Genomic DNA, 13,685 nt, shown 5'->3' with positions numbered 1-13,685 from the left:
CTTGCGAAATTGACTTCGCTCTTTTGTTTTGGGTTCTTGATAACCCGCACATTTTTGCGAAAACATTGTTCAGTTTTCAAGGTACTACCTGCTGCTCTAAAGCAGCTTTTTTATTTTGCCAGATTCATCTGCTTTTGTCAAGCACTTTTTTCTGACTCGTTTTGCCGTCTTACCGGACAGCGTTTATTATCTTACTAAAACATCTGACTTTTGTCAACTGCTTTTGCTCGATTTTTTTAACGCTGCCTTCGTGCTCCCGCCTTGCGGCTCATTGCCCGACGACAGTTATTAATACTAGCAATTATTTTCCCGTTTTGCAAGTCTTTTTTGCAAAAAAATATTATTATCAGTAAATCACTAGCAAAAGATGCTTTATTCAGCCCGTCTGATAGTTTGCTCTATATGCGTCAGTAACAAGTGAATACTTTGATAAACATCCCTAATATCGTGCCTGCATTCGTCAACAACCCAATTGAATATAATAGCGTAAATTCCATTTGCTACCAGTTCAACTTTGCGCACTGAAAACGGCCCTCTAGGTCGCATGTAATTCTCTATGGCCAAAGCATATTCTTTTCTTAACACGCGGTAAAATAATGGCGGATCCTTGGCAATTCTATGCAAATTGCCATAAAAGGTCTTATTTGCTTCAATTTTTTTCAACATGCGATAAAACATTCGATCCATTGATTCATCGCCCACACTACGTAAGGCTCGTCTAGTTTGCAAAGTTAAAACTGAAGTAAATAAATCACAAATATTACTATATCTTCTATAAAAAGCGCCACGGTTAATGTCTAATTTCTGACAAAATTTAGTAACAGTATACTTTTCTACGCTGTATCTTGATAGTTCTAAAACAAGAACTTGCTCAGTTTTTGTCAATTTCATTTTTCATCGCTCCTGCTTATAGTGTCATAAGTATAGCAATAATGTTTAAGACAAACAATACTTTCTTTGAAAATAATGGCGTTATTTTTAAAGACTAACAATATTATTAAAACAAAATCCAACTTTTGCATTTTGCAAAGTAAAATAAAACGACTAATTTGGATTAAAACCAGAAATTAGTCGTTTGTGGTAATCATTTGAATCAAACTAAATGTAGTTATATTAATACTAAGATTGATTGTTACGCTTCATTTTTCTTTGGCGCTTTGCCTTACGAATTTTACTACGTTGCTCAATTTTATTCTTTTGCGCTTTATCTAGTTGGATAGCACGCTTAATCTTTTTCTTATAACCAGGTTTACGTTTCTTTTGAGCTTTCTTCACCATGCCACGCATCTTATTATCAAGACTTTGAGAAGACGACTGCCTTGTTTTACGGCTATGATAATGTTTACGCGGTACTAGAGCCCCATTTTTTAATTCCACAAAATCGAAATGAACTCCAATATTTTCTAATTTAAAAATCTGATCCATTTCTTCTTCACGAATTAGAGTAACAGCATGACCACTCATGCCGTTGCGACCAGTTCGGCCAATACGATGAATTACGAATTCTATTTCACGGGGAATTTCGTAATTAATAACTAAACTGACGCCTGCAATATCAATTCCACGTGCGGCCAAGTCAGTTGCCACGACATATTGAAATTGTCCCGCTTCTACTTCCCGCATGGTTCTTTTTCGTTCACGTTCAGTAATGCCACCATGAATTTTAGCAACTCTTAACCCTTGTTTAATGAGAAACTCAGTTAATTCATCTACCGTTTGCTTGGTATTAGCAAAAATAAGTGCTAAATAAGGCTGGCCAATTGTTAATAACTGATACAGTATTTTCATTCGATTTTTTGATCCAACATCAAGTAAATCATTTTTTACTGTTGGCGAAATAACAGTGGGATTATCTATAATAATCGTTTCTGGTTTAGCCATATACTTGCGTAAAAAGTTAGCCAGTTTAACAGGAATTGTGGCAGAAAAAGCTGTGAAAACACAATTTTGAGGTAATCTCTGCGCAATAAAATCAATTTCATCCAAGAAACCCATATCCAAAGTCATGTCAGCTTCATCAACGACAAAATTTGTAACATAGTCTAATGGTAAAAGCTTTTTGGCAACAAAATCATGAAGCCTTCCAGGAGTAGCTATTACAATTTGTGGTTTATGCTTACCTATTTTTTCAAGTTGGCGTTCCCGATCTGTGCCCCCTGCCAATTGGGCAACCGAAATATTTAACCCGGCGGCATCCCTTAACTGACGAGTCACTTGATAAAGCTGCTGAGCCAGTTCTCTACTAGGAGTAGTCAAAATTGCCTGTGGAAACTGCAGCTTTTCATCAATTTCATTCATTACAGGAATTAAAAAGGCATGAGTTTTACCCGACCCCGTAACTGCCTGTACTACAGCATTTTTGTGTGCCAGTAAAACAGGTATTACTTTTTCTTGCACGTCAGTCGGTTTAATAAAGTTTATTTTTCTCAAACCTTGTCTTAGTGCTGGATTTAATTTTTCATTTTCAAAAATGTTATTCATGTTCCTCTTGATATTCCTTGGTTACTTGAACTAATTCCGCAAATATTTGCTTCACTTCAGCTATATCTTTGGCATTAGCTCCACTTGCCAATGCGTGGCCACCACCATCATGTTTGGCTGCAAGTTCGTTAATTACTGGACCCTTTGAACGATAATGAACCCGATAAGTACCATCAGGCTTTTCCACAAAAACATTCCAGGCAATGATATCCTTAATTCTTCCAGGCGTAGAAACCGTGCATGAAGCTTGGTCCGAATTTACACCTAATTTATGCAGAGTATTTTGGGATAAAACAGCATAGGCTGCACCACTCGGGTCAACCTTCATATATTCCAAAACTACGGCCTGTAACTTTGCTTGTTCAAAGGTAACGTCACTAATGTTGCGAGCAATTTCATTAATATTAATTCCAGTTGCTGCTAATTTAGCAGCTATTTTAAAAGTGTGGTCAGTTGTTTCAGGGTACATAAATCTGCCTGTATCACCAACTATACCAGCATAAAGCGGATAAGCCACTTCCGCAGTCAGTGGCATTTTTTCAGTAATAATAAAATCAGCAATAATCTGTGAAGCAGCAGGAGCGTGATCGTCAACATAACTCATATTCGCATATGGTTCAACATCCGGATGATGGTCAATTTTGATCAAAAAATCACCCTTATTATATAGTTTGTTAGAAATGCGGGCTGTATTTCCCGTATCAGTTGTGATTACTAAAGCACCCTGATAATCCTCTTCAGTCACCTGGTCCATATGATTGATCCATGCCAGATCACCTTCATCATTTTCTCCAGCACACAAAATTTTCTTACTTGGAAACTGCAGCTTTAAGGAACGGGCAAGTCCCGCCTGAGAGCCAAGTGCATCAGGGTCAGGACTAGTATGGCGATGCAATATAATCGTGTCATATTGTGTAATTTTTTGGTATATTTCGGTAAAAGTACTCATATCTATTCTCCTTCTTAATTTTTGCGGGTTTTACTTTAACAAATTATTTTCTCACTGAGAAAATAATTCTAAGTCCATGTTTTCATAATCAGCCTCTGTAAAATCTGTAGCCGTTATTCCTAAAAGCCTTATACCATCATTTAAAAACGAGCTAGAAATGGGCTCAAAAAGATCTTTAGCTGCATCATATAATTCTAATGGATTATTAGTAGCATGTTCGAGCTTGCGCCTTTTCGTAACAGTCTTAAAATCACTGTTGCGAATTTTTAAGACAACCGTATTGGCATAAAAATTGCGTTCAATCAACTTGTCAGCTAAATCGTTAACATAGTTGCGCAGATTCGTAAGAGCAGTCTGCTCACTGTATACACTTGGTTCATACGAGCGTTCAATCCCAATAGACTTGCGATTACGCTCATCATCAGGAATCACCCGCGACAAGTCAATGCCATTTGCATGTTCTGCCATTAAATAGCCCATGCGGTTGAAATGTTTTATTAAATCACGAACATGCATTTTTTGCAACCCACGTCCCGTGTAGACACCCATTTCAGCTAATTTTGCTTGCGTTTTAGGTCCAATACCATGAAACTGAGCAATTTTTTGTGCAGCTAAAAACTCTTTAGCTTCTTGTGGCAAAATAATAGTTCGACCAAAAGGTTTCGAATATTCCGAGCCCATTTTTGCTAAAAATTTGTTATAAGTTACGCCAAATGAACAATTTAAACCTGTTTCCTTTTTTATTTTTACCTGCAGATCAATCGCGATTTGCAAAGCAGAAGTTAGTCCCAGCTTATTTTCGGTAACATCTAAATATGCTTCATCAAGTGCAATAGACTGAACATTGTCAGTAATTTCGTGCATCAACTGATGAATTTCAACAGAAACACTATGATATTTTTTGAAATCAGGACTCTTAAATACCAGTTTATTCTTCGGTATAAGCTTTAAAGCTTTAATTGATGGCATAGCCGAATGAACGCCATACTGACGTGCAACATAATTGGCCGTAGCAACAACGCCGTGACCATGATAATTTCTGGGATCTTGACCAATCACCAACGCCTTATTTTTTAGTTCGGGATGATCACGTGTTTCCACTGCAGCATAGAAGGCATCCATATCAAGGTGGATAATCTTTCTGTGAGTGTCATTTTGTGGTAAAAGACCATCGTCAAAGTCACTCATAAATCCAGCGCTCGGTAGGTGATTCAAAAATTTTATTTGCTGATTTTGGCCCCATCCTATACGGCAGGTATTGTTCTGGCTCTTGACCATTTTCATTTTCTTTTTGCCATGTTTCTTCAACATGGTCAATAAATTTCCAGTAATTCTTTAATTCGCTCCAATGAGTAAAATTGGTTGAATCATTAACAAAAACATCATGCAGTAAGCGCTCATAGCCATCTGGTACCTGCTTTTGGTCTTCAGTTGTAAAGCCATAGCTTAGATTTTCCCTGCGAATTCCAGGTTCATTAATTTTTTTACCATTAATAGTAATAAAAATTTGCATTTGTGGATCTATTATAATTGATATGTTGTTTGAATGAGCCTTACCGTATTGATTAGACATGTGTTTTAAAACAATATCAATTCTGTTTTTCTTTTCGCGCATTTCTTTGCCGGTTCTAAAATAAATCGGCAAATCAGCAAGTGGACCTTTTTTAAATTTAACCTCTCCGGCAACAAAAGTTTCTGTATTTGAGTCTGCAGCAACATTTGGTTCTTGACGATAGCCAAAGGTAACATCACTACCCAAGTATTGTCCCCTCACAAAATGACGCGCAATCTCATTTTCTGTCGGGATTATCATACTGTCCAAAAGTTTTTGCTTAGCTTCGTGAATACTTTGCGAAGTCAAATCCTTTGGTTCCGGCATTGCCAGAAGAGTGATAATCTGAAAAATATGGTTTTGCACCATATCACGTAAAGCTCCTGAAGTTTCATAATAGCCGCCACGAGCTTCGACTCCCAGCTGTTCTGCTAAAGTGACTTGAACATTTTTGATATTTTGATTATTCCATATGTTTTTAATTAAAGGATTAGTTAATCTCATAGGCAAGATATTTTGAATCATTTCTTTACCTAAATAATGGTCAATCCTAAAAATATCATCCTCAGCAAAAGAAGCAGTAATCTGCTTGTTTAATTCTTCTGCACTCGCCAAGTCTCTTCCAAAGGGTTTTTCAACAACAATACGTTTAAAACCGGTACTAGTCAAATGCTGATCTTTAATATGTTCAGCGATTGTGCCAAAGAACTTGGGAGCCATTGCCATATAAAAGATACGATTTCCCTGCGCGCTATAACGATCATCTAATTCTTGTGCCAAATTCTTCAGTGTCTCATAATGTTCAACATTGGTTACATCGTGTGACTGATAGTAAAAATGACTGGCAAAAGCAACTAGATCATTTTCGTTTACTTCAGCATGCGTTTCGTGCACAGCATCGCATATTTGTTTACGCAAAAAATCATGTGACCACGGTCGCCGCGCTGTTGCAATAACAGCAAAATTATCGTGAATCAGGCCCTGTTCGTATAAATTAAAAAGTGCAGGATACAGCTTTCTATGCGCTAAATCACCACTACCACCAAAAATAATCATTACTACTGGAATGTTATTCATGAAAAAATCCTTTCTCATACCTTTTTACACTAATTTCATTTTATACTATTTTGCCGGTAAACTCGCGCGTTGAGCAATATTTACTTTTTAAATCAAATAATTTTACTAACAAAAAAGTGCCCATAAGGCACTTACGATTTTTTAATTTTCTTTTGATCCATCATCTGGAGTTTCATCAGCTGGTTTTGCAGCAGTCGGCTTTTCTGCAGGAGCAGCAGGTTTTTGCTCTTCTTTTGAATCTTGAGCAGGTTCACTATCTGCTTGTTTTTTAGCGTCAGCAGAAGTTGAAGGTGTTGGTGCAGGCTCAGCACTTGCAGTATTAGCCGGTAAGATTTGTTGTACTGCCATTCGACTAAATGTTAAGTAAATGCCATCAGCATCCAGCACAACCGTTTTATCCTTAGTATTTACTGAATCAATTTTGCCGTGAAGGCCATCAATCATAATGACATTATCACCCTTTTTCAATTGGTTCATCATTTCCATTTTCTTTTGTTGCTGCTTTTTTTGTGGCTTAATCATGATGAAGTACATGAAAGCAATCAAAACTACAAAAACTATGATTGTCCACATACTACTACCTGCATTATTAGCCTGTGCTAAAAATAAATTATTCACTTTTACACTCCTCAAATTAAAATTAATTATTGTCTAAATATTTATTATACAGAAAATAACAAACATTTGCATTACTTGTTTGGTAGCGGCAGACCCAAATGAATATAAGCCTTTTCTGTTACCATTCTTCCCCTAGGTGTCATTAACAGAAAACCGTTTTGCATTAAATATGGTTCATAAAGGGATTCAATCGTCTCTACGTCCTCACCAGTGTTAGCCGCTAATGTTCTAATTCCTACTGGTCCACCATGATAATTTTCAATAATTACCCGTAAAATTTTGCGATCTGTTTGATTTAATCCTTCTTCATCAACCTGCAATTGTTGAAGAGAACTTGCTGTGGTTGCAAAAGAAATTACTTTTTCTCCTTTCACCTGGGCAAAATCTCGTACTCGTCTTAATAACCTATTGGCTACTCTGGGAGTTCCCCGTGATCTGCGAGCTAATTCTTGTGCTGCCTGAGGTTCAATTTCAATATTGAAAACTTTACTGGAACGAGAAATTATTTTTTCAAGTTCTTCAACAGTGTAATATTGCAAATGTTCAACTATACCAAATCGATCACGTAAAGGAGCTGACAGCTGGCCAGCCAAAGTGGTAGCACCTATAAGAGTGAACGGGGGCAAGGGAACGTGAACAGCGTGAGTAGTTTGTCCCTCTCCAATTACAATATCAACATAATAATCTTCCATTGCGGAATAAAGGACTTCTTCAATAGGCTTGGCAAGACGATGAATTTCATCTATAAATAAAATATCTCCGGGATCAAGATCAGTTAAAAGGGCAACCAAATCGCCCGCTTTTTCTATCGCTGGGCCACTTGTACTTTTTAGATGCACACCAAGTTCGTTAGCTATCACAAAAGCTAATGTTGTTTTACCCAGTCCAGGAGGGCCATACAATAACACATGGTCTAGAGCTTCATCCCTTTTTTGGGCAGCTTTAATATAAACTGCCATTTCTTTTTTAACGCGTTTTTGACCCAAGTACTCTTTTAAAGTCTGGGGGCGCAAAGAAAACTCAGCTTGTTCTTCTTCTTGCCCTTGAACTTTTCCAGAAACAATACTATTTTTATCTTCTGCCACCTGTTTCACTTCCCTTTAAAATGTCATTTTCATTATAACAAGATTTACTTCTTTAAGAGAAGTGCCAACCCTTTTTTAATGTACTGATCCGCAGTTGTTTTTTCCTCAGCAATTAAAGCCGGAGTAATTCTATCCACTTCTTTTTTAGTGTATCCTAACGCTAATAATGCTAATAATGCGTCATTTAGTTCAGGAGATATTTCTGAGGAAGCCGCTTTATTTGCATTCTTAACAAAGCTTCCCAATTTACCTTTTAAGTCCAACACAATTTGTGAAGCAGTCTTTTTTCCAACGCCTGGAAAACGAGTTAAATATTTTACTTCACCCTGTTCAATTGCCTCTGCTAATGAATCACTATCTTCAGCCGCCATGATTGCCAAAGCAGACTTAGGGCCAATACCGCTTACACTTAAGAGCTTTAAAAACAGTCCCTTATCATCCTCAGTTTGAAAGCCATATAAAGTGATACCGGTATCCCGTACAATTTGTTCAATAAAAACTCGCGCCTTTTGTCCTTCTTGATAAGCATAAGGTGTGGGACTAAAAACTTTATAGCCAATTCCATTTACATCAACTACTACAAAATCAGGTTTTATTGTAACAATAATACCCTGAAAATATTCATACATATCTTATTTATTCCTCTTAAACATTTTGCGTAAATCACTTTGTCTAATGCGCACAATTACCAAATTCCCCTTAGCGTCATGATAAGGATCAGCAATTTGCCGCAGATCGGTCAAAATTGCACCACAATCAGCAACCGTCAATTTTTTACGCCCCGAAACTTCTCGTTGAGCTTGATCAGCCGCAATTCTTTTTATTAAATTTTGAGAATTGCTTTGAGCAACATTTAAAAACAGGTCTAAAATCTTACGAACAGATTGCTCAACATTTTGTTTCAGCCAAGTGGGATAAGATCTTAAAATAAAGGTATCCTGACCAAAATCTTCTAAAAAAATCCCAATTTTTCTGATGTCTGCCATTTTTTCTTTTATTTGTAAAAAATCCAGGTTACCAAATTCTAAAATTAAAGGACTGAGTAGCCCCTGTTGGCTAATTTTGGAGTTAGATAATTCCCGCATGATTTTTTGAAAAGAAAGCAATCTTCTTGCTGCAACTTGATCAATTAAGTATAGATCATCATTATTTGCAGCAATAATAAAAATACTGGTTTGTCCAACAAAACTTAATTCAGGTAGGCTGGCAGCCAACACTTCATCACCATTAGAAATAATCTCATTATTAGAGTTTTTACTAGTAAAGGGCGTTAAGCTACACTGCTTGACAACATTATCATCCCATGTCGCAGTTATGAGATAATGTTCATCGTCTCGCGGAGTATCCAAATTCACATACTGTGAATGCTGAATGTGCTTAATTTCTGCTGGAGGCTGTTCATTAATTTCATCCACTCCTGCATCTGGCCTTTTCGTTTCTACCACATTTTTATTTAAATTAAACTTAAGTTGATCAACCAGTGTATCTTCTTTAGTTGAATTTAAATTACTCAATGCATCAGATTTCACGTCATTTTTCAGAAGTACGCTGCTAATAGCACTGGTAATCAAGCGACTCAATTCTGTTTCTTTAGATAAGCGAGCCTCCCGCTTTGTGGGGTGAACGTTGACGTCAACTAATAAAGGATCTGTCTTTATTTTGATGACTGCAATAGGATAATGTCTGTCAGTAAGATTATTACCATAACCATCCAATACTGCACTTGCCAACTTAAAATTTCTAATATAACGCCCGTTGAGCAAAATGGAAATAAAATTACGAGTAGATCGTGTAAGTTCTGGCTTGGAAATTAAACCTCTCACTTCAAAATCATTGTCACTACCTTTAAAAGGCAGCATTCGTTCGGCAATATTGCGGCCATAAACACTTGATACCGTTTGGCGTAAATTATTATTACCAGCAGTTCTAAGCAGTATCTTTCCTTCATTCATTAAAGTGAACGCAATTTCGGGATATCCTAATGCAAGGCGATTAACAATATCTACTGTTTTCATAATTTCAGTCCTGGGACTGCGCAAATATTTTAATCGTGCCGGGGTATTATAGAACAAATCTTTGACAGTTATCTGAGTACCTTGTCTTGCTGCAGCATCTTCCTGCATTTTTTTAACACCAGCAGAAAATTCAGCACGCGTTCCTATTGCTCCAGAAGAATTAGTTAAAATTTCAACATGACTAACTGCAGCAATCGAGGCTAAAGCTTCTCCTCTAAAGCCTAAGGTATTGACATTAAACAAATCATGTTCACTTTTTATTTTGCTGGTAGCATGTCTGGTAAAAGCAAGATCAATCTGATCACTAGGAATTCCAGAGCCGTTATCTTGAACTACAATCTGTTTCAAACCAGCATCAATAAAGTCTATTCTAATCCTGCTACTACCTGCATCAATCGCATTCTCAATCAATTCTTTGACCACACTTGCCGGTCTTTCAATTACTTCTCCAGCAGCTATCTGGTTAGACAGATTAACTGAAAGCTCATGTATTTGTGCCATGATTAGTTTTCATCCTTTAAATCCTCTTGCCAATTTTCCACCAGCTGCATCACTTGCAACGGTGTTTGATCTGCCAAATAAAGATTGGAAATCTCATCTAGGATATCTTTTTCTTTGTCAGTTAATTCAGTTGCAGAATCTGACTCTACACCAGTTGGTTGTTCCTCATCCGGCTCATTACTTGTGCTAAATAAATCAAGTTGTGTTGCAGCCGGTCCCAAATTACTACCTTGAGCTTCAAGTCTTTTAAGCAACTTGGTAGCTTTGCGTAAAACTTTTCTAGGTAAACCAGCAAGTTGTGCAACATGGATGCCATAACTTTGATCTGCAGGTCCTGGTAAAATTTTGTGCAGAAAAATCAGCTTGCCATTTTCTTCGGTTGCTCCCACATGAATATTTTTTAAATGAGGTAAAGTCTGTTCCAAGGCTGTTAATTCGTGAAAGTGTGTAGCAAATAAAACTTTGGCTCCAACTTCATCATGTAAATATTGCACAATTGCACCGGCAAGGGCCATACCATCATAAGTGGCTGTCCCCCGACCAATTTCGTCGAATAAAACTAAGCTACGTTTAGTGGCATGTTGTAAAGCATCATTTGCTTCGGTCATTTCAACCATAAAGGTACTTTGACCAGAAATCAAATCATCAGCTGCTCCAATACGAGTAAAAATTTGATCAAAAATAGGCAAATCAGCACTATCGGCTGGTACAAATGATCCTATTTGAGCCATTACGACAATAAGAGCCATCTGCCTCATGTATGTACTTTTACCTGACATATTAGGACCCGTTATTAGAAAAATATTGGTATCTTCTGTTAACTTAACATCGTTAGGAATAAAGGATCCTGCTTTCATCACTTGTTCAACTACTGGGTGACGTCCTAATACTACCTTAACGTCTTGATTATTGGTATGAAAATGAGGTCTGCAATAATTATTATCTTCAGCTACCTGAGCAAAAGAGCAGAAGACATCAAGTTCAGCTACTTGTCCTGCTAACTTTTGTAAGGCTGGAATGTACTTCTTAACTTCCTCTCTTAATTTCACAAATAAATCATATTCCAAATCTGTTGATTTAGTTTGTGCTTCTAAAATAAGACTTTCATGTTCTTTAAGTTCTGGAGTGATATAACGCTCTGCATTTGTCAAAGTTTGCTTACGAGTATAACGGTCAAGCGGAACCTTACTCTTATTTGAATTTGTAACTTGAATATAGTAACCAAAGACCTTGTTATAACCAACTTTTAAATTATCAATACCCGTTTGAGCTCGTTCATTCTGCTCCATTTCAGTTAGCCACTTTTTACCATTATTCATAGCATCCCGATAACGATCTAATTGACTATCAACACCATCCTTGATTAATCCTCCTTCAGTTGTCAAAATTGGAGGCTGATCAACAATAGTAGCGGTAATCAATTTAGCAATTCCTTTTAAAGGATCAATTTGTCTGGCAAAATTTTGCATATTTTTATTTTCAGCCTTTTGCATTGCTGTCAAAATTGTTGGCACAGCATTAAGAGAATGAGCTAATTGTAATAATTCTCTGGCATTGACATTACCAAAAGCAATTCGTCCCGTTAAACGTTCTAAGTCATAAACTCCCTTAAGTGCATCATTAATATTTTCCCGGGTAAAGTACTCATCAATTAACGCCTGCACCATCTCTTGGCGTCTGTTTAACTGCTCAACGGATAATAATGGCCGAGCCAGCCATTGTTTTAACAATCGGCCACCCATTGCGGTATGCGTTTTATCAAGCACCCAAAAAAGTGAACCCATTTTCTTACCCGTTTTTGCTGATGCCGTCAACTCTAAATTATCCCGCACGGTATGAGACATTTGTAAATACTGATTGACTTCATAGCTTTTAGCGACCTGTAAATGGGCTAAGCTGCGACGCTGAGTTTGTAATAAATATCCCACTAGCTGTTTTACAGCAGCTTTTTCAGCGGAGTTTGTCAGATTCTGTTCAGCAAACGAAATCTCCGCATGCTTGCCAGTTAATGCAACAGGTTCTGATACGGTAATATTTGCTTTATGAAAAAAATCATTATCCTGATCATTTAAATGACCATTAAAAACAACTTCACGGGTACGCAAAGACAATAATTCGTTTGAAACAGCCGCAAAGCTCTTCAAATGGGTAGCATAAATCTCACCAGTCGATAAATCACTGTATGCTAGTCCAAAACAACTTTTAGTAGTCACAACTGATGTAAGATAATTCGATTCCTTGGCTTCACTTGGTTTATCATTCATCAAGGTTCCAGGAGTCACGAGTTGGATAATACCACGTTTAACCATTCCTTTGGCCTTTTTCGGATCTTCAAGTTGTTCGCATAAAGCCACCTTATAACCCTTTTCAACCAGTGTATCAACATAAGATTGAACCGCTACATGAGGTACTCCTGCCATAGGGACAGGGTTTTCTGCTTTGTTTGACCTGTGAGTCAAAGTTAATTCTAAAATTTGTGCACCTTTAACCGCATCGTCTTCAAATAATTCGTAAAAATCGCCAACCCGATAAAAAAGAAAAGCGTCGGGATACTGCTTTTTGATTTGGTGATATTGCTCCATCATCGGAGTCAGGTTTGTTTGCGCCATTATTCTCCTTCTTTTCTGCATTACTGTTATTATTATACGCTAAACTATTCATTAAAAGAAAAAAGACCGCAAGTAAAACGATCTCTTCTCACAATATGTTTTTTAGCTGCAATTATTACTTTCGCATATAAATAAATCCAAAATTTAGGCAATATGTCCTTCAATACTTTCCAAATCTTTCTTGCCATCCATCTTAACAATTGCACTAATGGCAGCTGTAATTCCCTTTACATCGTCTGCCAAACTCAGACAAGGAGTTTCTGGTTTAGCAACAACTTGTTCTGGTAGATACGGAATGTGCATAAAGCCAGCTTTTAAGTCATGAAATTCTTTATCAATCATATACTGCACTTGATACATAATGTGGTTGCAGACAAATGTACCCGCTGTTGTAGAGACTGAACTTGGAAGTCCAGCTTCCCGAATTGCACGCGCCATTGCTTTAACAGGAAGTTGCGTAAAATATGCATTTTGACCGTCTTCATGAATAGGAGTGGCAAGAGGCTGGTATCCTTTATTATCGGCAATGCGACTATCATCAAAATTAATAGCTACACGCTCAGGCGTTAGGCCGTAGCGACCACCAGCCTGTCCAATATTTAACACATAATCAGGTTTTTCTTTAAGAATAGCTGCATGAACCACGTCGGCACAATCACCGAAAACAGTTGGTATTTCCAGTTTTACGATTTGTGCTCCAGCAATTTCATTATCCAGTCGTTTAACTGCTTCAATTGCAGGATTAATTTTATCTTCACCAAATGGATCAAAACCTGTTACAAGAATTTTCATTATATT

11 protein-coding genes are annotated in these 13,685 nt (G+C 37.2%); all 11 read right to left on the bottom strand.

The window, feature by feature from the left end; translation table 11 throughout:
• Window positions 1-372: 372 nt before the first annotated feature.
• Window positions 373-891: a hypothetical protein gene (locus AAA915_RS05895; RefSeq protein ID WP_338200600.1), complete on the bottom strand. Its 519-nt coding sequence runs from the start codon at window positions 889-891 to the stop codon at window positions 373-375.
• A gap of 228 nt (window positions 892-1,119) precedes the next feature.
• A complete protein-coding gene (locus AAA915_RS05890) occupies window positions 1,120-2,481 on the bottom strand; it encodes a DEAD/DEAH box helicase (RefSeq protein ID WP_338200602.1) in 1,362 nt (453 codons plus the stop codon).
• Window positions 2,474-3,430 carry a DHH family phosphoesterase gene (locus AAA915_RS05885; protein WP_338200604.1) on the bottom strand — a complete coding sequence of 319 codons (957 nt, stop codon included), beginning with the start codon at window positions 3,428-3,430 and terminating at the stop codon, window positions 2,474-2,476. The genes AAA915_RS05890 and AAA915_RS05885 overlap by 8 nt, the downstream gene beginning before the upstream one ends.
• 51 nt (window positions 3,431-3,481) lie before the next feature.
• Window positions 3,482-4,618 carry a DNA polymerase IV gene (gene dinB, locus AAA915_RS05880; RefSeq protein ID WP_338200606.1) on the bottom strand — a complete coding sequence of 379 codons (1,137 nt, stop codon included), beginning with the start codon at window positions 4,616-4,618 and terminating at the stop codon, window positions 3,482-3,484.
• On the bottom strand, window positions 4,611-6,059 hold the full coding sequence (zwf, locus tag AAA915_RS05875; protein WP_338200608.1) for a glucose-6-phosphate dehydrogenase: 1,449 nt from the start codon (window positions 6,057-6,059) through the stop codon (window positions 4,611-4,613). The genes dinB and zwf overlap by 8 nt, the downstream gene beginning before the upstream one ends.
• 141 nt (window positions 6,060-6,200) lie before the next feature.
• Window positions 6,201-6,677, bottom strand: a complete 477-nt coding sequence (gene yajC, locus AAA915_RS05870; protein WP_338200610.1) for a preprotein translocase subunit YajC — start codon at window positions 6,675-6,677, stop codon at window positions 6,201-6,203.
• A 71-nt stretch (window positions 6,678-6,748) separates the two neighbouring features.
• Window positions 6,749-7,771: a Holliday junction branch migration DNA helicase RuvB gene (ruvB, locus tag AAA915_RS05865; RefSeq protein WP_420915114.1), complete on the bottom strand. Its 1,023-nt coding sequence runs from the start codon at window positions 7,769-7,771 to the stop codon at window positions 6,749-6,751.
• 35 nt (window positions 7,772-7,806) lie between these two features.
• The gene (ruvA, locus tag AAA915_RS05860) at window positions 7,807-8,391 is read right to left on the bottom strand and encodes a Holliday junction branch migration protein RuvA (RefSeq protein ID WP_338200614.1); all 585 of its coding nucleotides are present in this window, start codon (window positions 8,389-8,391) and stop codon (window positions 7,807-7,809) included.
• A gap of 3 nt (window positions 8,392-8,394) precedes the next feature.
• Window positions 8,395-10,278, bottom strand: coding sequence for a DNA mismatch repair endonuclease MutL (gene mutL, locus AAA915_RS05855; RefSeq protein WP_338200616.1), 1,884 nt, complete (start codon window positions 10,276-10,278; stop codon window positions 8,395-8,397).
• A gap of 2 nt (window positions 10,279-10,280) precedes the next feature.
• A complete protein-coding gene (gene mutS, locus AAA915_RS05850; protein WP_338200931.1) occupies window positions 10,281-12,863 on the bottom strand; it encodes a DNA mismatch repair protein MutS in 2,583 nt (860 codons plus the stop codon).
• A 168-nt stretch (window positions 12,864-13,031) separates the two neighbouring features.
• Window positions 13,032-13,679, bottom strand: a complete 648-nt coding sequence (pcp, locus tag AAA915_RS05845; protein ID WP_338200618.1) for a pyroglutamyl-peptidase I — start codon at window positions 13,677-13,679, stop codon at window positions 13,032-13,034.
• Window positions 13,680-13,685 lie beyond the last annotated feature (6 nt).

This window comes from Lactobacillus rizhaonensis, assembly GCF_036246345.1.
GTDB classification, from domain to species: Bacteria; Bacillota; Bacilli; order Lactobacillales; family Lactobacillaceae; genus Lactobacillus; species Lactobacillus rizhaonensis.
Note: the sequence above shows the minus strand (reverse complement) of the source record. Positions and strands in the feature narration are given on the sequence as shown.